The sequence below is a fragment of the Mesorhizobium sp. Cs1299R1N3 genome (assembly GCF_037179625.1).
In the GTDB taxonomy this organism is placed as follows: Bacteria; Pseudomonadota; Alphaproteobacteria; order Rhizobiales; family Rhizobiaceae; genus Mesorhizobium; species Mesorhizobium salmacidum.
In genome coordinates, this window is sequence record NZ_JAPYKQ010000012.1 from 61,473 (window position 1) to 82,668 (window position 21,196).

Here is a 21,196-nt window from a genome sequence, read left to right on the forward strand (position 1 = left end):
ATAGAGCGGTGATCCCTTATCCCCTTGTGTGAGAAGGGAAAATTGCGCCCAGCCGCCCTTCGACCTTTCGCCTTATCGAACTCTCCAATTCCTCCACCGACACCAGCCGCTCATGGTCGCCCACGCGTCGCCGCATGAATGGATGCAGCCGGTAGGCCGCGATCCTGCCGCGCGTATCGGCATCAGCACTCACATCGACGACGAAAATCCCGCCGATCCGCCCCGGCCACGGCTGGCGGGCAAAAGCGGTGCCGAGGAAATCGCCGAGCCCATAGGCGATGATCGCGTCGCCGATCCGCTGCACCGGCTGCACGACGTGCGCGTGATGGCCGGCGATCAGCCCTACGCCCTGCCCGGCCAGCCGCCGCGCCAGTGCCCGTGTTCCGGCGCGCGGAAAATGGCGGAATTCCCAATCCCAATGCGGCACGGCACAAAGCAGATCGACTCCAGCACTCGCCTCGCGCGGCCAGCGTGCCGGATCGCTTTCCATCAAGACACGCTCGGCAAACAAGCTCTCATCGGCGTTGCGCCAGAGCGTGAAAGCGGCGAAGCCGAGAGCGAGCGGCCCGGCCGCGAAGCGTTCGATCGGACCATTGGCGGCCAGACCGATGGTGCGGATATCGAGCCGTTTCAGCGCCGCCACCGTCGCGTCGAAACCGGCGACGCCCTGGTCGAACACATGATTGTTGGCCAGCGACAGCACCAGTTTTTCGCGCCCGATCCCGACCGCCGCCAGCGCCTCGGCCAGAAAGCGTTCGCTCATCGCATGATGCGTACCGAGCTTGGTTCCCAGTAACGCGCTTGGGCTGTCGACAACAGGACTTTCACAATTGCCGATGATCAGGTCGGCCGTGCCCAGCAGCGCCTTGATCGTCGGATCGCAGTCGGGTGCGCTCCGGTTGGCGACCGCCGAGATATCGCCGATGAAGGCCAGCCGCACCGTCTGTCTCGGTGGCCGGTCCATCAGCGTCTCCGATGCCGGCGCAAACCCGGTGGCGTCACCGACGAGCGACGGTTTCAGGAAATGTGGCAGCCAGGACAGTTTATAGGAGAGCGGATAGTTCGACACGGCGCGCCCAATCGTTTGCCTTGTTTAGACTGTCCAGCGGGCTGGTTGAAGCCGTCGGCAATCAACGATGTGGACAGCGTGTCGGCACCGACAGGCGCGACATCGTAAATCTGTGTATGGTCGCTGGCGACAAATGGGAGGGAAAGATGACGCGAATAGCAAGCCTGCTGGGATCGGCTTTCATTCTGCTCGTGCCACTGTCGTCCGCATCAGCCGCCATGCCGGAAGCGGCAACCGCTTTGTTCGGGGCAAAAACCGTGGCCGCGCGCGACGGCGCGCTGTCTACCCTGGAAGCTGCCGCGCCGAAAGATCCGGCGTCCGCCTATGCCGCCGGCGCCGGCGAGTTCTTCACCGCGCTGGAGTTGCTGGCCAGCGGCCTGCACCGCCATGGGTTCGAAAGCCCGCAATCCTTCATGCTGCCGCTGATGCAGCTGCCCGTGCCGCCCAATCCCAAACCCGAGCCGCTGACCTATGAAGAGTTCCGCGCCATACTGGTCGCCTTCCGCGACCGGCTGGGAAAATCCGCCGCGACACTGGGTTCGGTGCCGGCCGATGCCGATGTCGGCATGGTCATCGACCTTACCCATGTCGGCATCGACCTCAACGAGGACGGCACGATCGCGCCGGATGAAAGCATGGCGGCGATCATGGCCGCGCTGTCGCACGGCGGCATGGCGCCCGACGGTGCCGCCCCCGCGCTCACTTTCCGCTTCGATCGCGCCGACGGCTATTGGCTGCAGGGCTATGCCGAGTTCCTGATGGCGCAGGCCGATTTCTGGCTGGCGCATGATTTCAGGGGCACGTTCGACGGCTCGTTCCACATGCTGTTTCCGCGCGCCAAGCTGCCGTTGCAGGACATCCTCGTGCCGCCGCCAAGCGAGATGGGCTCGAGCATCTTCTCCTCGGAATGGCGCATCGCCGATTTCATCTCGATGGTGCACATGATCAACTGGCCGGTGATCGAGCCGGAGCGCCGCAAGGCGGCGCGCCAGGAGCTGCTCGAAATGATCCGGCTGTCGCGCGAGGACTGGAAGGCGATCCGCGCCGAGACCGACAATGACCGCGAATGGCTGCCCGGCCCGCAGCAGAAGGGCGAAAACCCGCTCACCGGCCTCGAAGTCGGCGAGGAGCAGGTCCAGGCCTGGCTCGCCACCTTGACGATGGCCGAGGACCTCCTGGAAGGCCGCGCGCTGCTGCCGCATTTCCGCATCACCGGCAAGGGCATCAACATGAAGCGCTTCTTCGACGAGCCAAAACCCTTCGACCTCGTGCTGTCGATCACCGGTCCCGGCATCGCCCCTTACCTCGAAACCGGTAAGATCCTGACCAGCGAGGATTTCGACCAGATCCAGCGCCAGTTCGGCGGCGGCGGGTTCTTGACGTTCGCGCTGTGGTTCAACTGAGCGGCGTCTTAAGCTGATGGAGGTGCCTCAGCGCGCGAACCCGTGCAGCCGGGCCAGCAGCCATTGCAGGGGATTGCCGACAAAGGCCCGCGTGACGAAGGTGTCGTGCGCGGCGTCCGATGCAAGCAGGGCGACAGTGCCGGCTTCGAGGCGGCGCGGTGGATCGGAACTGGCATCTATACCGTGGCTCGCCAGCAACCGCCGGATCTCCGCATTGCCGGAGGCCGATGATTTGCCATAGGCGCTGACGAAGAAACTCTTCCTGTGATACGCGATCCAGTCGGCGAAGATGTCGGCCTCGTCGAAGACGGCGTCGAGCAGGATGATCCCGAGCAGGCGTCCGCCGATGTCACCATTCCCGAGCAGGGAAGCGGCCGGATTGTAGCCGCCGCTATAGGCGACCATCACCACCGGCATGGCCTCGAATTTTGCCGCCTTGGCGCCGGTCAGCTTGGCCAGGCCTTGCGCCGCCTCGGCCATGAACTTGGCAAAATAGCCTGGTGTCCAGAAATTGCCGGCGCTGGAATCCTGCGCGTCGCGGGCAAATTGCGGCGCCACCAGCACGGCGTTGAGGCCTGAAGCCTCGACTTGCGCGACGACGCGCTGGCGCCCGACCACGTCGCGCTGCAAGGTCGCGCCATTGCCGTGGAAGAACACCACGATGACAGCAGGCCTGGCGGGATCGAACCCTTTGGGAATCGCGAGCAGTGTCGAGCGGTCACGATAGGTCTCGTCTTCCCAATAGATTCCCCCGCGCGGCGAGGTGTGGCCGTGGCGGCCGTTCGCATCGACGTCGAGAAACGGCCCGGAGCCGTCGGGCAGCCTGCCCCGGTACGGAAACGGTGACGCCTTGAACGGCACGATGGTCGAGACAGCCTTGTGCAAGCGCGCCCCCTGGCTTGCCGCCGGAAACGCCGCCGTGGCCAGCAGTCCGGCGACGATGGCGCGCCGGTCCGGCATCAGGCGGGCACCACCCGGAGAGCGGGCGCCTTCGATGGCAGGAGCACGGCAAAGAACGCCGGGATGGCGAGGAAATAAGCCATCGCTGCCCATTGCAGCACCGCGCTGAGCCCGAAACTGGTGGCGACGATCGGCACGGCGGCCGAGCCGATGACCGAGAAACAGCCATTGATGCCCCAGGCCCAGACGAACAGATGCTCCTTGCCGAGCCGCGCCAGCCAGGTCATCGCGGTGGCCATCGGCATGCCCATCAGGAAGGCCGGCGGCGACACCAGCAGGAAGCAGAGCAGCAGCCGCACGGCATAGGGATAGGCGCCGATCCGATCGAGCACAGGCGACAGATAGAATCCGTAGACCAGCAGCAGCACGCAGACCGTCAGCAGCACAACCGGCAGCAGCGTCCTGGCGCGGTCGAAGATGCGTTCGGCGAACAGGCTGCCTAGGCCGGAAAACACCAGCATCGAGGAGATCAGCACCGAGGCCGAAACGGTCGGGTTGGCCAGCGCCACGGTAAAGCGGCTGATTAGCCCGACCTCGACCATGATGTAGCCGAGGCCGAGGCAGGCGAAATAAAGGATGGTGCCGAGCTTGCCGCGCGAGCGCGAGAACACGACGCGCCAGCCGAAGATGACCGGCAACAGCACCAGCGATGCCGCCGTGATGCAGGCGATGCCGAGCGTCGCCCAGATCAGGAGATAGCCCCAGTCGTCCTGGAACAGGTCGAGCCGGTCGAGCGTGCGCGGCAGGTCGGCGACCTTCACATAGGCGGCGAAATAGGGTTGGTCGTTGCTCAGCGCACGCGCGTCGAAGACATAATCGTTGGCGAGCTTTTCCCAACCGCCGGTCAAAAGCGCGTGCCAGGTCATGCGCTGCAACGCGGTCGCGGGCAGCACCTGCGGACCCGCATCGGCACCGGCATCCGCACAGGCATCGAGTGTCGGATCGGCGGGCGCCGTCGGGTCGCAGTCAGGATTTGCAGGCGCTGACGCATCGGCGGGCTGGGTCAGCGTCGCGTTCTGTCCGCTGCCGAAGATCGAGGCGCGGTAATCATCGAGTACCTTTTGCGCGCCTGAGCCGTCATAAACTATTCCTGGATAGTAGACCTCCTCCCAGGACATCGATTTGGTGTAGTCGCGCAGCGTCTTGATTTCGGCTTCCGTGAAGCCGCCGCGCTTGAACAGCACCGTCGTGGTGGAGAGATAGCTCGACACGGCGAAGATATCGTTGGCGGCACCTTGGCGGTCGAAGGTCTTGGCCGCTTCGGCGACGGTCGAATAGAGCTTGAGCACCGATTTCGGCGGCTCTTCCTTGTTCCACAAGGTGATCGACAGCACACCGCCATCGGCAAGAGCGTGCATGTAGCTCAGCATCGCCTCACGCGTGTAGGCGTATTTCTCCGAAATGGCGAAGCCGCCGGGATTGGACAGGCCGACGCTGTCGGCGAGGCTGAGGTCGATGACATCGTAGCGCTCCGCCGTATTGGCGAGGAACAGGCGCCCGTCATAGTCGATCACCTTGATCCGCGGCTCGGCCAGAATATTGCCGGTCACGTCCCTGAGCACCGAATCGCGAAACGCCCGCAACGTCATCGGGTTGCTTTCGGCGACGGTCACCGATGTCGAACCGGCATTGAGCGCCGCCTGCGTGGAGATGCCGCCGCCGAACTGCACGACGAATGTCTTGGGTTTCTGCTTGATGACATAGGGATAGTGCATCGGCAGATAGCGGAAATAGACCTGCTCGGCCGGTGCCAGGTTGCGCATGATGCCTTCCGGCCCGTCGCCGTCGCGATACATGCCGACATAGGTGTTGGCCGGAACCTCGGGCATGCCGAAAGCGGCGTTGTCGCTCAGGCCCGGCGCGAAATGCATGTAGGAGCTGGCATAGACCTGCAAATCGCCGAACGGCGAGACGCTGCGGTAGATGCGCTTGCCGTCCGGGAAGTTGCGGGCATAGGCGACGCCCTTGTATTGCGAGACGGCGATGTCGGGTATGCCTGTGAGCCCAGGCAGCATGAGGTAGGCGGCGATCGACAGCGCCGCGACCACGGCACCAGCGACAACACTCTTCCAGGCGCCGAACGCTGCGAACCACAAGAGCGAGCCGGCGGCCCACAAAAGCAGCGGCACGACGATGATGGTTTCAGGCGCGAACAGATACAGCGACGCCAGCACGACGAGGCCGGCAAGCCCCGAGCCGGTCAGGTCGGCGAAATAGACGCGGCCGAAGGCGGTGCGGCTTTTCAGGAAGACGATGCCGAGAAAGAAGGCGCCGGCCAGGAACGGCAGGAGATAGAGCAGGAAATTGGCGAGCAGCCGCCATTTCTGCTGGGGATCGGAAACCAGGAAGATGGCGTTGAACGGCACCGTCTGGGCGACAAGGTTGGCGCCGACGGCGAGCGGGCCGATCAGCAGCAGGGCCACTGTCGCCGCGCCTTGCCAGTGGCGATCGAACCAGTCCTTGCCGGCGAAGATGACGACGCTGGACAAGGAGAAACCAAGCATGGCGAGGCTGACCACCAGCGAGCCGAAATGCGACCAGCTGCCCACGGCGAACACCCGCATGACGGCGATCTGCAGGGCGATGATGGCGCCGGCGATCAGCCCGACCGCGAGATAGTGCGCAAGCCGTGGCGCCTCCAGCGGGGCGATGCCTGGTCGAGAGATCGATACAACGGCTGCCATGCAGGCCCCTTGGTGCGAAATTCGGCAAGGTCGGTGCCGCCGCGCGGCAACTCAGCCGTTATGCGTACCGACGATCTGGTCGCCTTCCAGCTTGGTGAAGGGCACGAAGGGCACCACCTTGCCGTTGTAGATGTCCGAGCGGACGATGTTGAACGTGCCGTCGGCAAGCTGCTGCTTGATCACCTTGAGTACATGCTGGGCGCCCGGCGGACCGACCGGAATGACCATGACGCCGTTGGGCTTGAGCTGCTGCAGGAGCGACGGCGGGATGTGGTCGATGCCACAGGTGACGATGATCTTGTCGAACGGACCGACGCTCTCCCAGCCATAATAGCCATCGGCGTTGCGGCTGGTGACCGAGCCGAATTCGCTGTAGCCGCGCTCGATCAGCCCATCACAGGTGCGGCGGGTGCGCTGCGCCAGAGGATTGATGATCTCGATCGTGTGCACCTTGTCGGTGAGGTTGGCGAGGTAGGCCGACTGGTAGCCCGAGCCGGTGCCGATCTCGAGCACGGCTTCGCCGAACTGCACGTCGATGGACGTCGTCATGCGCCCGACCAGATGCGGGCCTGAAATCGTCACGCCATAACCGATGTCGAGGAAGGCATGATCATAGGCGCGGCCCATATTCTGCGGCAGCACGAACTCCTCGCGCGGTGTCAGCAGGAAGGCGCGCTTGTTGCGGTCGTCCAGCACGTCCTTGTTGTAGACCATGATCTGGAAGCGATCGAACCGCTCCGCCAGCAACTTCGGATCCTCGCCGCGATTGACCACCATCCAGTCGATGAATGATTTCTTGTCCTTGAACGGCACCTCCGCATTGCGGTCATAGGCAACCGGCACGGCAGCCTTGACGGCGGCCGGAAGGATGGAAAACGCCGCAGCTCCCGCCGACAGCGCCAAGAAGTCTCGACGCTTCATGGAAAAGCCTCCAAAAGTGGCCTTTGCCACCTAAAACCAAGCACTTGAACGGATTGCACTGCCTCCCAAAACGAGTCAATCGGCCGCCGGGAGGCGATCCTTCAGGCCGAAGAATTGTGGCAGGACGGCAACAGTATTTGCAGGCAGCCGGTGGCGTAGCAGCGGCGCGGCCGACGCATGTCGGCGTGCCTCATTGCCGCGGGAATCGCCCAAACCGCCTTTTTGCTAAGATTAGCGAAGGCTGTTTTGCTTGACTCAGCAGGCAAAAACAGGCAGCAAAACAGCCTTGGAAGGGCTGCAATACCGCGTGCATGGTCGTGGACGAGCCTTTTTTCGGCACAAAGTCCACGTCTCTCCATTGGTTTTGAGAGGGATTGGTTAACCAACTTTGTCCATATTTTGAAGCAATCGGCAACTAACGACAGGCGCGGCAAACGCGTCGGGGACCACCTGGGATCACTCACAGAATGGTCGTCGCGGCTATCACAGCCGCGGACGTGGGAGCCGCTTGGAGCAAGATTGGTTGCATGGCGTTCTTGAGTCGTAAAATTGTCGGGGACAGGCGTTGGAGCGGCGAGACCGCTTTCGAAGTGCCACGTGCCTCATCCTTCACCCCTGAACGGGTTGTCCGCTGGGTCGCGGTGCCGGGCGTCAGCGCTGCCGTCGGCCTATGGCTGATCGGCACCATGGCCGGCCTCAGCTCCGTCGGCGCCTCGCTCTCGACGGCGTCGATCGGCCTGCCACAGACGCTGTCCATGCCGGGCACGCTCGCTCTCGCCGATCCGTTGAAACAGCGTTTCCTCAGCTCTTCGGCGCCCTTCGTGACAGCCAATGCCCATGGCGGCGCGCAAGCGCTGCACGACCACGCCGTACAGTGCGGCGCCAGTTGCTTCAAGCTGGCGGCGATAACCTCCAAGGCGGAGAAATCCGGGCGCCTGGTGGCGCAGGCCAAGCCAACGCCGGCGAAGTCGAAATCGCAGCAGCGCTTCGAGCTCATGGAAGCGTCGCTGTCGCCGACAAAGCTCGCTGCTGCCTTCGCGGGCGCGGGAAAGCCGGCGGCCACGGCCAGCGCCCGTCCCATGATTTCCAGCGCCGCCCCGCAGATCACCGAGGCGTCCCTCGTGCCGTCCATACAGGTCATGGCCAGCCTGTCCAACGACATGCCAGCTCCGGCGGCGGAACGTTTCGCCCGCGCCGATACGGGTTCGGTCGTGCAGACCGCAGCGGCGCCGATGGGCTTTGCCCAATCGGAAACGCCCGACAACGCGCAGCTGGCGCTTGCCCTGGTCGAGTCCATGCCTGTCGAGGACGAAGCCTTCGCCTCGCCGCTGCCGATGACCGAATCCTCGCCCGATGTCGCGGTTGCACCCGTCGAGACACAGCAGCAACAGCCCGGCGACGCCGCCTCGCTGCCGGATGCGCTCACCGATGACGTGCCGCTGCCGACCCGCCGCCCGCAATATGACGCGCCGCAGCAGCCCAGGGTCGTGGAAGAGGACAAGCCGGCCCCACAGCCCAAGACTTTGGAGCAGAAGCCGGCGCCCCAGCCGAAGCCCGTCCAGCAAGCCAGGCAGCCGGCCCGGCAAGGCCGCACCCGCGATGGTGGCGACGTGCTGGCCTATGCCAAGCCGGACGTTCCCGCCGGCGGCCTCGGCCAGGCGTTCAAGAACCTGTTCGGCGGCCCCCGCGGCGGCAGTGGCGCAGGCAACGGCGTCGCCGTCTACGACATCAGCGCCGGCACCGTCTACATGCCTGACGGCTCGAGGCTCGAGGCGCATTCGGGCAAAGGCGCCATGGCGGACCAGCCGCGCTATGCCGACCAGAAGAACCGCGGACCGACACCGCCCAACACCTACAATCTGTCGCTGCGCGAATCGCGTTTCCACGGTGTGGAGGCCTTGCGCCTAACACCGGTCGATGGCCGCAACAAATACAATCGCGACGGCCTGCTGGCCCATACCTACCTGCTTCGGGGCCGCTACGCCCAGTCGAGCGGTTGCGTCGCCTTCAAGGACTATGCGCGCTTCCTCGCCGCGTTCAAGAAGGGCAAGGTCACCCGGCTCGTCGTGGTGCCGCGCCTGAATGGATCGGCGACGCGCGTGGCGTCAAACGGAAGCGGCGCCTGACCCCTGCGAGCAGAAAGCGCGCGATACCTGCCCACTCCTGACAGCCTGCTGTCAGGAGCCGCAGCCGGCGGCACGCCTGCCTTCATCGTGCTCTTTCCATTTTCGCCAAGACCTCCCATATTCGGGACATGGCCAAATCCCCCGATAAAAAAACGCCGCCGACGGCGAATGAGGACCGCGCCGCGCCGAAGCGGCGCAGCCCGCTGACCGATTTCCTCGACGCCTCGGAGCCGCTGCACAAGGGCGGCTTCGCCGAACTGCCGCAGGCCGACCTGTCGGGCACGCCGCTGACGGGTTCGATCGCGGATTGGGCCGAGCAGATCGAGCAGGAGGCTGAACGGGAAGGACGCGCCACGGGCAAAGGCGGCGGCGCCAAGTCGCCGAAGAAGATACCCGAGCGCTCCGCCGCGCCGGGCCGCACCGCGCGCGGCACCTCGATGGGCGGCGCCGCGTCGGCCCGCGAACGCACGGCAGCCGGCCTTAATCCGGTCGCCGGCCTCGACATCTCGCTGGAAGAAGCCGAGACGATGTCGTCCAGTGGCGTCACCGCCACGGTGGCCGCGCTCTCGGCGCTGATCGAATCCGGCAATCCGCTGCACAAGGACGGCGTGCTGTGGACACCGCACCGCCCTGCCCGGCCGGAGAAATCCGAGGGCGGCATCGCCATCAAGATGGTGTCGGACTTCGAACCGGCGGGCGACCAGCCGACCGCCATCAAGGATTTGGTCGAGGGCGTCGACAATAACGACCGCACCCAAGTGCTGCTCGGCGTCACCGGCTCCGGAAAAACCTTCACCATGGCCAAGGTGATCGAGGAGACGCAGCGGCCCGCTTTGATCCTGGCGCCCAACAAGACGCTGGCGGCGCAGCTCTATTCCGAGTTCAAGAAATTCTTCCCCGACAACGCGGTGGAGTATTTCGTTTCCTACTACGATTATTACCAGCCGGAAGCCTACGTTCCGCGCACCGACACCTTCATCGAGAAGGAATCCTCTATCAACGAGCAGATCGACCGCATGCGCCATTCGGCGACGCGTTCGTTGCTCGAGCGCGACGACGTCATCATCGTCGCCTCGGTGTCCTGCATCTACGGTATCGGCTCGGTCGAGACCTACACGGCGATGACCTTCCAGATGCAGATCGGCGACCGGCTCGATCAGCGCGCCCTGCTCGCCGACCTCGTCGCGCAGCAGTACAAGCGCCAGGACATCAATTTCGTGCGCGGCTCGTTCCGCGTGCGTGGCGACACGATCGAAATCTTCCCGGCCCACCTGGAAGACCGCGCCTGGCGCATCTCGATGTTCGGCGACGAGATCGAGGCGATCACCGAGTTCGACCCGCTGACCGGCCAGAAGACGGGCGAGTTGAAGAGCGTCAAGATCTACGCCAACTCACACTATGTGACGCCGCGCCCGACGCTGAACCAGGCGATCAAGTCGATCAAGGAAGAGCTCAAGCACCGCTTGGTCGAGCTCGAGCGCGCCGGCCGGCTGCTGGAGGCACAGCGGCTGGAACAACGCTGCCGCTTCGACCTCGAAATGCTGGAAGCCACCGGCTCCTGCGCCGGCATCGAAAACTATTCGCGCTACCTCACCGGCCGCCAGCCCGGCGATCCGCCGCCGACCTTGTTCGAATACATTCCCGACAACGCACTGGTCTTCATCGACGAAAGCCACGTCACCGTGCCGCAGATCGGCGGCATGTATCGCGGCGACTTCAGGCGAAAGGCGACGCTGGCCGAATATGGCTTCCGCCTGCCCTCCTGCATGGACAACCGGCCGCTTCGCTTCGAGGAATGGGACGCCATGCGGCCGCTCTCGGTCGCCGTTTCGGCGACGCCCGGCGGCTGGGAGATGGAACAGGCCGGCGGCGTCTTTGCCGAGCAGGTCATCCGCCCGACCGGCCTGATCGATCCGCCGGTCGAGGTGCGCCCGGCCAAGAGCCAGGTCGACGACGTCGTCGGCGAAATCCGCGAGACGACCGCCGCCGGCTACCGCACGCTGGTCACCGTGCTGACCAAGCGCATGGCCGAGGATCTGACCGAGTATCTGCACGAGCAGGGCGTGCGCGTTCGCTACATGCACTCCGATATCGACACGCTGGAACGCATCGAGATCCTGCGCGATTTGCGGCTTGGCGCCTTCGACGTGCTGGTCGGCATCAACCTTTTGCGCGAAGGCCTCGACATTCCCGAATGCGGCTTCGTCGCCATTCTCGATGCCGACAAGGAAGGTTTTTTGCGTTCGGAAACCTCGCTGATCCAGACCATCGGCCGCGCCGCCCGCAACGTCGACGGCAAGGTCATCCTCTACGCCGACCAGGTCACCGGCTCGATGGAACGGGCGATGGCCGAGACCAATCGCCGCCGCGAAAAGCAGATGGAATGGAACGCCGCCAACGGCATCACGCCGGAATCGGTCAAGTCGCGCATCTCAGACATTCTGGATTCGGTCTACGAGAAGGACCACGTCCGCGCCGACATTTCACAGTTCACCGACGGTGCCGGCGCCATGATGGGCAACAATTTCAAGGCCCATCTCGACGCGCTGGACAAACAGATGCGCGATGCCGCCGCCAATCTCGACTTCGAGAAGGCAGCCCGCATCCGTGACGAAATCAAGCGGCTGCGCGAGATGGAACTGTCGATCTCCGACGATCCGCTGGCGCGCGAGGTGGAAGGCCAAAGTCCGGCCTCGGGCCGCGAAAAGGGCAAGCACAACAAGGGCGTGGCCAAGCATCGGACGTTGGAGGAACAGGAGCGGTTCCGCAAGCTCGACCAGGCACGCGCCGCCGAAGAGGCGGCCAAGGCCGCCAGGCCCAACCTCTTCCGCAAGCCCGATCTCGACGAGATGGGCGCCGACGGCGCCGTGCCGGTGAAGAAGCCGCTGTTCGCCAAGCCCTCGCTCGACGACATGGGGCCCGGTACCGACATGCCGACGCCGTCAGGGGCGGTGTCGCGCTCGCTGTTCAAGAAGCAGTCGGCCGAAGAAGCGCACGGCTCAGACTTCGGCATTCCTGGCGACACGACCAAGCCGCTGTTCAAGAAGAACTCGCTCGACGAAATGACGGTGCGCCGTACCGAGAAACCGGTAGAGGGAAAAGTGCCGGCGAAGCCACATCCAATCTCCCCCCTCGTGGGGGAGATGTCCGGCAGGACAGAGGGGGGCGCGAAGGATCGCGGCGACACCGATAAGCCAATCGTCCGTCAGCGCGCCGGCATCGGCTCTTACGAGGACCCAGGCGACGCCCGCCGCGAAAAGCGCCGGCCGGGCAAGACTGGCAGGCCGGGAAAGTAGAGCGCTCTTCCCTTCTCCCCTTGTGGGAGAAGGAAAAGCGCGCCGGCGCCGCACCTTAACATCCTGCTTGTCAAAATCGGAACAGCCTCTGGACTATGCGCTCGCGCTTGCCGCCAAGTGGCGGAAACGATACGCACGGCTGCAATTCTGCCTCTGAGCGCACGCAACTTCCCCATGAAACCCAGAGACATCGCCGCCTACGTCTTCCTGGCTGTCACCTGGGGACTGTCCTTCCTGGTGCTGCTCAAGGTGGTGCATGCCTTTGGCTGGGTCGGCGCGGTCACCTTGCGCGCGCTGATCGCCGGCATCACGCTCTTTCTGCTTGCAGCCGCCACGCGGCGACGGCTGGATTTCAGCGCCGGCTGGCGGCATTTCGCCATGGTCGGCGCAACGACGGTCGCGGCGCAGTTGATCGGCCTGTCCTATGCCACGCCGCGCATCGGCACGGCGATGGCGGCCATCCTGGTTGCCGCGATCCCGCTGTTCTCGATGATCATCGGCCAGCTCTGGGGGCTCGAGCGCATCACCGTTCGCGGCCTTGCCGGGCTGCTGCTCGGCGCTGCCGGCATCATCGTCCTGGTCGGTTTCCCCGCGGTTCCGGTCACCGCTTCCTTTGCGGTCGGCTGTGCCGCCTCGCTGTTCAGTTCCTTCTCGGCGGCGTTCGGCAGCAACTACGCCAATCGCCATTTGCGGTCGGCCGGCTCACTGGAACTCACCAGCGCCGCCTTCCTGTTTGGCGGCCTGATGACGCTGCCGCTGCTGCTCGCCGTGCCCGTGCCGGCAATGCCGCGCCCTGTCGACTTCCTCTACCTGGCGATGCTGGCCTGCGTGATGAGCGCATTGACCTATGTCGTCTATTTCCGGCTGGTGGCCAGCATCGGCGCGACCAGGACGATCAGCGTCGAATTCGCCGTGACCACGATCGCCGTGCTGGCCGGAACGATTGTGCTCGGCGAGTCGCTGACCGTCATCCAGGCTTTCGGCGCGGCGGCGATCATCGGCGGCTGCATACTGGTGCTGGACCCCTTCCCGCGCCGGATACAGGCGGAAGCCTTGCCATCCACCCCGCCTTTGGTGTAACCGGTCCCCATACTCGAACGTCTTGAAAGGAGGGCTAACGTGTTTTTCGATCACCATCGTCAGCGTGGCCCGATGTCCGCCCTGCGAGCTAGCTTGCAGGGCTGACCAGGGACGGTCCGGGTTTTTTCCCGCTTCGATTTTTTGGTCTGCCCTTCGTGGTGCCGCACAACGCCTGGTCTGATGACCGGCATGCGCACCGTCAAAGTGCATCGAGCCGGATTTTCCGGACAGACCAGAGAAATCGAAAATGGCCCTGATCAGCCTCAAATCCCTCGGCGTCACCATGAGTGCGCCGCTCTTCTCCAATCTCGACCTCAGCATCGGCACTGGCGACCGGCTCGGCATCGTGGCCGCCAACGGCCGCGGCAAGTCGACCTTGCTGAAATGCCTGACCGGCGAGCTGGAGCCGACGACGGGCGACATCACCCGCACGCGCGGCCTGCGTGTCGGCCATGTCGAACAGTCCGTTGCCCCTGCCCTGCTTGGCCGCACCTTTTATCAGGTGGTGGCGGATGCCTTGCCGCCGGAGCAGGCCGACAGCGAGATGTGGCGCGTCGATATCGTTCTCGATTCGCTCGACGTGCCCGAACCAATGCGCGAGCGAGAGATGCAGGCGCTGAGCGGCGGCTGGCAGCGGCTGGCGCTGATCGCCCGCGTCTGGGTCACCGATCCCGACGTGCTGCTGCTCGACGAGCCTACCAACCATCTCGACCTCGCCCGCATCAGCCAGTTGGAAACCTGGCTCAACGCGCTGCCGCGCGAGGTGCCGGTCATCATCGCCAGCCATGACCGAGCCTTCCTCGACGCCACCACCAACCGGACGCTGTTCCTGCGCCCGGAACAGTCGCCGGTGTTTTCTCTCCCTATTCGCGGGCCAGGGATGCGGTGGACGAGGTCGACGCCTCGACTGAGCGAAAGTTCCAGCGCGACATGAAGGTGGCCCAGCAATTGCGCCGGCAGGCGGCCAGGCTCAACAACATCGGCATCAATTCCGGCAGCGACCTGCTGACCGTCAAGACCAAACAGCTCAACCAGCGCGCGGAAAAGCTCGAAGAGGCCGCCAATCCGGCGCATCGCGAGAAATCGGCGGGCGCGATCAAACTCGCCAATCGCGGAACGCACGCCAAGGTGCTGATCACGCTCGAGGACGCAGCGGTCGAGACACTGGACGGCACACTGCTGTTCAGGACCGGCAAGCGCCACATCTGCCAGGGCGATCGCATCGTGCTGCTCGGCCGCAACGGCGTCGGCAAGTCGCGCTTCGTCACCTTGATCCGCAACGCCATTCTCGAGCCGGACACGGTGCGGAATGTGAAGGTGACGCCGTCGACCGTGCTCGGCTACAGCGACCAGGCGCTGTCCGGAATCAGCGGCGACGACACGCCGCTGACGATGGTCTCGCGCCGTTACGATGTCGGCGAACAGCGCGCCCGCTCGCTGCTTGCCGGCGCCGGCGTGGTCATCGAGATGCAGGAGCGCAGGATCGGTGTGCTGTCGGGCGGCCAGAAGGCACGGCTGATGATGCTGGCGCTGAGACTCGCCAATCCCAACTTCTATCTGCTCGACGAGCCGACCAACCATCTCGACATCGATGGCCAGGAAGCGCTGGAGGAGGAGTTGCTGAAGCACCAGGCAAGCTGCCTGCTCGCCTCGCACGACCGTTCCTTCATCCGTGCTGTCGGCAACCGCTTCTGGCTGATCGAGAAGCGAAAGCTGGCCGAGGTCGAGGATCCGGAGAATTTCTTCCGCGAGGTGGCTGAAGGGGCGGTATGACGGGCGGGAGATCGGCAGCACCACGCCTGTAAATTATTTGCTTACAGGTTCTTGATTTGTGTAAGCGATCTGTTTACATACGTCATGATCAAGTCCTTCAAGAACAAGGCGCTGTCCGACCTCTTTCAAACCGGAAAAACCGGCAAGATCGACGCCAAGATGCACAAGCGCATCCTTGTTCGGCTTGACCGTCTGGAAGCTTCGGAAAAGCCGGAGGAGATGAATCTTCCCGGCTTCGACTTCCACCCGCTGAGAGGCTTCGAGCCCATCCGCTACACGGTCCACGTCAACGGGCCGTGGTGCATTACATTTGAATTCGACGGCAATGACGCCGCCCGCGTCGACTTCGAGCAATATCACTGAGGCGGCCAGATTGGAGAGTTCGACTTATGACCGTGCACGAGCCGACGCGTCCGATCGAGCGTTGCCCCTCCCACCCGGGAGCACTGCTTGAGGACATTATCCCGGCAACTGGAAAGACCAAGGTGGAAATTGCAAATCTGCTCGGCATCTCCCGGCAGCAGCTCTATGACATTATCCGCGAAAGGAAGCCGGTTTCGCCGGCAGTGGCCGCTCGCCTTGGGAAGCTGTTTGGCGACGGCGCGGCGATCTGGCTTCGGATGCAGGCGGCTTTCGATGCCTGGCACGCCGAGCGTGAGGTCGATGTTTCGGCTATCCCCACGCTCAAGGTTGCATAGGCCTCCTCGGCGCCTGAATGAGATGTAAAGGGCTGACATAAAAATTCTCCGGGCAATCTGTCGGATCGCCCGTTGCTGCCTCGTCCTTGGGATGCCGACACGATGATGCCGGCGCCAACCCAGGGAGAAGTCGTCATGTCCGTCCTGTCATCCATCGGCCGCATCGCAACCCGATATGCCGCGGCGCGCGCCCGTCACCGCAGCGAACGCATCCTGCTGTCGCTGCCGGCCGAACTGCGCAAGGATATCGGTTTTCCGGAAATCTTCGATGCCCGCGACAGCCGTCGCGCGGCCACGTCCTCGGCCAAGGTCATATGACCACGGCCTGTACGCCGGCCTCCACAGCCGGCCGGTTGCCCGACAATATCAGGCGAAAAATTTTCGCGACCCTGTAGGATTGGCGTCCTCTCGTCCGTCCTATGGTCCGCAAGGCCAATCCAAACGTGAAGAGGAACATGCAATGACCGACCAGACCCCACCTCGGCCAAAAGTACTTGGCGGATTGACCCCCTATCTGCAGGTCGACGGCGCCAACAAGGCCGCCGAGTTCTACAAGAAGGCTTTCGGGGCCGAGGAAGTCTTTGCCTATCCGGCGGATGAAAAAGGCCGCACCATGCATATCCATCTCTACATCAACGGCTCGACGCTGATGCTCGGCGACGCCTATCCGGAACACGGCCATCCGCACCAGGCGGCGCAGGGCTATACGCTGCAACTCCATCTCGGCAAGGATGATATCGACGCCTGGTGGAAGCGCGCCGTCGACGCTGGTTGCGAGATCGTCACGCCGCTGCAGGTGATGTTCTGGGGCGACCGCTGGGGCCAGGTGAAGGACCCCTTCGGCGTCGCCTGGGCAATGAACGCACCGACGGAATAAGCTTTAGCGCGCGCGCCCTCGCCGAGAGGGATGCGCCCAACCGCGCCGGGTCGTATCCCCGCCGATCCGGCGCCCATTTCCAGCAAAGAGGAGACCGCCATGTCCTATGTCGATGGCTTCGTGCTTGCCGTGCCGAAGGCAAATCTCGATGACTACAAGAAGCTGGCCAATCTCACAGGCCCCATATGGATGGAACACGGCGCGCTCGCCTATGTCGAATGTATCGGCGACGATGTGCCCTATGGCGAGCTGACCTCGTTTCCGCGCGCCGTTCAGGCCAAGGACGACGAGATCGTCGTTTTCTCCTGGGCCGTCTACAAATCCAGGCAGGATCGCGATGCCGTGATGGCCAAGGTGATGGCCGATCCGCGCCTGAAACCCGATTGGGGAACCATGCCCTTCGATGCCAAGCGCATGATCTTCGGCGGCTTCCAGCCCTTCATGGAGCTTTGACGCCAAGCTAGGTCGAGATTGAGGTCAGGCCGAGTCGAGAACGATGGTTTCCGAGAACCGGAACGGAGCGTACGTTTGAGTACGTGAGTACCGGAAGCGCAGGCAACCACCGTTCGCAGGCCGGCCTCACCTCAATATTGACCTAGCTTGTCGAGCAGCGGCTTCAGCCTGTCGCCATAGCGCTTCCACAGATCGACCGACTCCTGGTACATCGGCTGGCGCACCTGCGCGGCGGATGCCGTGCGCACCGGCCTGTCGGTCTGGTGGAACGACAGCACGGCATCGTCCCATGGCAGGCCGAGATAGTCGATCAGCGCCCGGCTCTGCCCGTCCTGGTCGGCGACGAAATCCTCGTAGCGCACATCGTGCACGACGCCGGGCAGCACCTTGTGCCAATGCGCCATGATGTCGGTATAGAGATTGTGGAAATCGGCGAGCTCGCCGAGGTCATAGCCATAGCGGTGGCTGTCGCCGCGGAAATGCACCTTGTAGATTGACAGGCATGTCGCCGCCGCATCGCGGGCGCAGTGGATGATTTTTGCCTTCGGCAGCATCATGTGGATGAAGCCGACGAGCAGGAAGTTGCCCGGCATCTTGTCGGTGACATGGCGCATATGCGGATAGCGGGCATGGAGCATGTCGAGATAGGCCTGCCCCGCCTCGGCGAAATCCGCATCGTCCGTGTCGGCCACGCCCCAGGGGAAGCCGCCCGGCATGTTCGACGGGAACTGCCTGCCGACCGCCGTCTTCAAGATGCCGAGCTCGCCCGCGCCGTAGACTTGGGCGTGGCTGGCGATGATCTGTTCGACCAGCGTCGTACCCGAACGCGGCATGCCGACGACGAAGATCGGCGCATCGTCGGTGATCGGGCTCGGTCTGTGCTTTTCGAAGAAGCCGGCATCGAACACCGTCTTCATCGCCTCGAATTCGGCACGTGTCTTCACCGGATCATAGTCGATGCCCTTGCGGCGGATGGCATTGCCCTCGGCGAAGTAGTCGAAAGCCTTGCCATAATCCTTCAGATCGTCATTGGCCTTGCCGAGGCCAAACGACAGCTGCATGCGTGCCAGGCTGTCCTGCGGCGCCTTGGCGTGCTGCGCCTCCATGCCGGCCAATTCGGCATCGCGCTCCTTCTGGCGCTTGACCTGCGTCAGCATCAGCCACGCGCGGGCCATGGCGGGCTGGACCGCCACCGCCTGCCGGAACAGGTCGGCCGCCTCGTCGAGCTTGCCCTTCTCCATCAGCCCGACGCCCAGCCCGTGCAGCAGGTCGGCATCCTTGGGCCGGATGGTCAGTGCCTCTTGGAAAACAGCCAGCGCCTCGTCGAGGCGTCCGGCTTCCTGCAGGGTTTCGGCAAGCCCGATCCGCGCGCGCACGTGGAATGGGTTGCGCTGCACCGTGCCGCGATAGATGTCCTCGGCCTCCTCGAACCGGCCGATCTGCTTCAGCGACGAGCCGAGATTGTCGCGCGCCGCAAGCTGCTCCGGCCGCAGATCCACCGCGCCGCGGAAGAAATCGATCGCCGCCGTGACACGGCCGAGATCCCGCATCACCGTGCCGAGATTGTTGAGGAAGTCGGGGTTCGTCGGCTGTAGCTGAACCGACTGTTCGAGGAAATCCATCCCTTCTTCGCTGCGCCCGGTCTGGTGCAACAGCAACCCCAGGAAATGCGCCGCGGCCGCATGTTTGGGCTGACGCGCCAGCACCTGCCGGTAGATCGCTTCGGCCTCTTGCCGGCGCCCGGCCTGGTGCAGTTGCAGCGCCTGCTGCACATACTGGTCGAGGCCCAGCGGCGGCTGGCCTCCCGCGCCAGATTTGGCCGCGCCAGATTTGGCTCCCGCACCCGCCGCTCTTCTCTGATCTCTGTTGATGGGACACCTGCCGTGTTATGCGCCTGCCGCGATCTAGGCCATCGGCGCTACAGGTTCAAGGCTTTGCTTGGTTCTGTGCCCTACATCGCGGCGAAAGCGATCAGATCAGGCGACTGGTCTCGGCAACCTGCCTGGCCCGCCTCACAGTGCCATCGGTATCGGAGATCGTTCGCCTTGCCGCCTCGTCGCTTCTGATGGTCAGCCGCGCCGATTGGACGACCATCGGCTTTCCGGCAGCGCCAATGGCGTACGTGGCGCTTGGCTTGACGATGGGATTGATCGCCACGCTCTTCCCTTTCGAAGTTCTGAATGAATCCATGGTTTTATCCCTTTCAGAAAAAATAAAATTACAGGCGCCGAGTAAATATTCGGCGCGCTTCCGAGAAATTTTTGAAGATATCTGAACCGTAGCAGAATTATTCTAAAATTTATAGCCGTCTATTTTCAAAATCGAAGCGAGGAATTCCATAATTCTTCTTGAATGAAGCTCCAAATTGAGCTATATAGGAAGATATCGTTTGGCCAGAATTGGCATCTCGCGGCGTCAGAGGTTCTAGACCCGCCAATCTCATTCCAGATGCCGATACCGGACGCGCGGCACATTCGCCGTGTCCCTGTTTTTTGCTCTCAAGCCGCTGTTTGCGTGACGCCACAAGGCGGGAAATATCAGGACAATGCCGGACCGCACCACCCGTTCCATCGCCCATTTCACCGCACCGTTCGTGCTCGCTGGCCTGGAAGGACAACTGCCGGCTGGCCACTACGACATCGATCACGACGAAGAGTTGATCGAGGGCATTGCGCGGCTTGCCTGGCGCCGCGTCGCCACTTTCATCCATCTGCCAGCAAGGGCGGTGAACAATCCACTCACCAGCCAGCTTGTCGCCATCGACTACCTGGACCTCGAGACCGCGCTGGTGCGCGACCGGGAGAATGCAGCATGATCCGTTTTCAGCAGAATGCGCGTCCGCGCACCGACACCCCCTCGCATCTCTTTGCCATCGGCCAGACCGTGCGTATGAAAAGCCGGACCGGCCTGCTCAACAAGACCGCGGAACTGTTCGAGATCAAGAGCAGGCTGCCGGTCAAGGACGGTTCCCCGCAATACCGTATCCGCAGCGAGCAGGAGACCCACGAACGGGTCACCACGGAAGACAATCTCGAACTGGCCGACAATCCGGTCGGCTGACCGGAAGGGCTTCAAACACTCGCTATAGGCGCGAGCCGGGTTAAGCCCCGTCAGCACGGCCCGTCGCCGACGATGCGATAATCCGAGGCACGGGCCTCGCAGGCGTTGGGGAAGGTGCGCATCTCGCCATGCCGGCGGGCGCACACCGGCGCGTATTCGCGGGTGCAGAACGTCTGCTCGCCGCCACCACCACCGCCGTCGCGGCAGGGGCCGTCGCGCACGATGCGGTAACCCGCCCGATCGGCAAGGCAGGCATTGGCGAAGGTCTGGCGATCACCGCCGCGCCGGGCGCAGACCGGCTCGTACTGCTTGGTGCAGAATTGCGGATCAGGACGCGGCGGGCGCGGCCCCGGTCCTTCATCGACGACGACCGTACAGGCGGCGAGAATTGCCGACAGGAACAGGATGGTAAAACCCTGCCGTGAGAAGATTGCCGCAAGAAACCTCATGATCGTCTCTCCCTCGATCCCCGTCTCGGTCCATACCGCCCAAGACTGCCTGGCGGTTCGCTGACAACGATATCGATCAAAACAAGATTTAAATCAGTCCCCTATGGCATGATCCTCGCTATTCCATTGCCAATTGCAACCCCGTTCGCAGCCTATGTCGGGAAATGACCGGGATCAGTGAGGGCCTCGCCGCGCGTTGCCGGCAATCATCACTTCTGGCCTATATATGACCACGGCCGTGGGCCGATGACCCCTCGGGCAACGAAGCCTATTTGCAGCCGGTCGACGCCATGGTCGGTCGATTTTTTTGCGTCGGATGCGCTCGTGGCGGCGGCCTGCGGCGCTAT

18 protein-coding genes and 1 pseudogene are annotated in these 21,196 nt (G+C 63.7%); 13 read left to right on the plus strand and 6 right to left on the minus strand.

Translation table 11 applies throughout. The features are described 5' to 3' along the window. Positions 1–16: 16 nt before the first annotated feature. Positions 17–1,069: a CapA family protein gene (locus O7B34_RS22960; protein ID WP_337148256.1), complete on the minus strand. Its 1,053-nt coding sequence runs from the start codon at positions 1,067–1,069 to the stop codon at positions 17–19. A gap of 146 nt (positions 1,070–1,215) precedes the next feature. Between O7B34_RS22960 and O7B34_RS22965 the strand changes: the two genes are divergently transcribed. Further along, positions 1,216–2,472: a hypothetical protein gene (locus O7B34_RS22965; RefSeq protein WP_337148257.1), complete on the plus strand. Its 1,257-nt coding sequence runs from the start codon at positions 1,216–1,218 to the stop codon at positions 2,470–2,472. A gap of 27 nt (positions 2,473–2,499) precedes the next feature. Here O7B34_RS22965 and O7B34_RS22970 read toward each other — a convergent pair whose 3' ends face one another. From O7B34_RS22970 to O7B34_RS22980, 3 genes are read right to left on the minus strand one after another with little or no spacing between them, the layout of a single operon-like run. After that, positions 2,500–3,432, minus strand: a complete 933-nt coding sequence (locus O7B34_RS22970; protein WP_337148258.1) for a hypothetical protein — start codon at positions 3,430–3,432, stop codon at positions 2,500–2,502. Further along, on the minus strand, positions 3,432–6,116 hold the full coding sequence (locus O7B34_RS22975; protein WP_337148259.1) for a hypothetical protein: 2,685 nt from the start codon (positions 6,114–6,116) through the stop codon (positions 3,432–3,434). The genes O7B34_RS22970 and O7B34_RS22975 overlap by 1 nt, the downstream gene beginning before the upstream one ends. 51 nt (positions 6,117–6,167) lie before the next feature. Continuing rightward, complete coding sequence (locus tag O7B34_RS22980) at positions 6,168–7,037, minus strand: protein-L-isoaspartate O-methyltransferase family protein (protein ID WP_337148261.1); 870 nt, start codon at positions 7,035–7,037, stop codon at positions 6,168–6,170. Between the two features lie 527 nt (positions 7,038–7,564). On the opposite strand from O7B34_RS22980, the gene O7B34_RS22985 reads away from it, so the two are divergent. The 9 genes and pseudogenes from O7B34_RS22985 (at position 7,565) to O7B34_RS23025 (ending at position 17,340) form a co-directional block, all read left to right on the plus strand. Beyond that, positions 7,565–9,163, plus strand: a complete 1,599-nt coding sequence (locus tag O7B34_RS22985) for a DUF2778 domain-containing protein (protein ID WP_337148263.1) — start codon at positions 7,565–7,567, stop codon at positions 9,161–9,163. A gap of 128 nt (positions 9,164–9,291) precedes the next feature. Next, a complete protein-coding gene (uvrB, locus tag O7B34_RS22990) occupies positions 9,292–12,459 on the plus strand; it encodes an excinuclease ABC subunit UvrB (RefSeq protein ID WP_337148264.1) in 3,168 nt (1,055 codons plus the stop codon). A gap of 174 nt (positions 12,460–12,633) precedes the next feature. Then, a complete protein-coding gene (locus O7B34_RS22995) occupies positions 12,634–13,539 on the plus strand; it encodes a DMT family transporter (protein WP_337148265.1) in 906 nt (301 codons plus the stop codon). A gap of 247 nt (positions 13,540–13,786) precedes the next feature. After that, positions 13,787–15,312, plus strand: a pseudogene (locus tag O7B34_RS23000) (ABC-F family ATP-binding cassette domain-containing protein). Positions 15,313–15,396: 84 nt separating this feature from the next. Continuing rightward, on the plus strand, positions 15,397–15,675 hold the full coding sequence (locus tag O7B34_RS23005) for a type II toxin-antitoxin system RelE/ParE family toxin (RefSeq protein ID WP_337148266.1): 279 nt from the start codon (positions 15,397–15,399) through the stop codon (positions 15,673–15,675). Positions 15,676–15,701: 26 nt separating this feature from the next. Continuing rightward, positions 15,702–16,010 (plus strand): HigA family addiction module antitoxin, encoded by a 309-nt coding sequence (locus O7B34_RS23010; RefSeq protein ID WP_015316118.1) that lies wholly within the window; start codon positions 15,702–15,704, stop codon positions 16,008–16,010. A 135-nt stretch (positions 16,011–16,145) separates the two neighbouring features. After that, positions 16,146–16,328, plus strand: a complete 183-nt coding sequence (locus tag O7B34_RS23015) for a hypothetical protein (RefSeq protein ID WP_023770253.1) — start codon at positions 16,146–16,148, stop codon at positions 16,326–16,328. Between the two features lie 142 nt (positions 16,329–16,470). Next, on the plus strand, positions 16,471–16,887 hold the full coding sequence (locus O7B34_RS23020) for a VOC family protein (protein ID WP_027143331.1): 417 nt from the start codon (positions 16,471–16,473) through the stop codon (positions 16,885–16,887). Positions 16,888–16,986: 99 nt separating this feature from the next. Next, the gene (locus O7B34_RS23025) at positions 16,987–17,340 is read left to right on the plus strand and encodes a DUF1428 domain-containing protein (RefSeq protein WP_140712442.1); all 354 of its coding nucleotides are present in this window, start codon (positions 16,987–16,989) and stop codon (positions 17,338–17,340) included. Positions 17,341–17,471: 131 nt separating this feature from the next. Here the strand turns inward: O7B34_RS23025 and O7B34_RS23030 are convergent, their stop codons facing one another. Next, positions 17,472–19,112 (minus strand): tetratricopeptide repeat-containing sulfotransferase family protein, encoded by a 1,641-nt coding sequence (locus tag O7B34_RS23030; RefSeq protein ID WP_337148267.1) that lies wholly within the window; start codon positions 19,110–19,112, stop codon positions 17,472–17,474. Between the two features lie 116 nt (positions 19,113–19,228). On the opposite strand from O7B34_RS23030, the gene O7B34_RS23035 reads away from it, so the two are divergent. The 3 genes from O7B34_RS23035 (at position 19,229) to O7B34_RS23045 (ending at position 20,400) form a co-directional block, all read left to right on the plus strand. Further along, complete coding sequence (locus O7B34_RS23035) at positions 19,229–19,615, plus strand: hypothetical protein (RefSeq protein WP_337148268.1); 387 nt, start codon at positions 19,229–19,231, stop codon at positions 19,613–19,615. 270 nt (positions 19,616–19,885) lie between these two features. Continuing rightward, positions 19,886–20,155: a hypothetical protein gene (locus tag O7B34_RS23040; protein WP_337105815.1), complete on the plus strand. Its 270-nt coding sequence runs from the start codon at positions 19,886–19,888 to the stop codon at positions 20,153–20,155. After that, on the plus strand, positions 20,152–20,400 hold the full coding sequence (locus O7B34_RS23045; protein WP_337139768.1) for a hypothetical protein: 249 nt from the start codon (positions 20,152–20,154) through the stop codon (positions 20,398–20,400). The genes O7B34_RS23040 and O7B34_RS23045 overlap by 4 nt, the downstream gene beginning before the upstream one ends. 50 nt (positions 20,401–20,450) lie before the next feature. Here O7B34_RS23045 and O7B34_RS23050 read toward each other — a convergent pair whose 3' ends face one another. Continuing rightward, a complete protein-coding gene (locus tag O7B34_RS23050; protein ID WP_337139767.1) occupies positions 20,451–20,849 on the minus strand; it encodes a Kazal-type serine protease inhibitor family protein in 399 nt (132 codons plus the stop codon). Positions 20,850–21,196 lie beyond the last annotated feature (347 nt).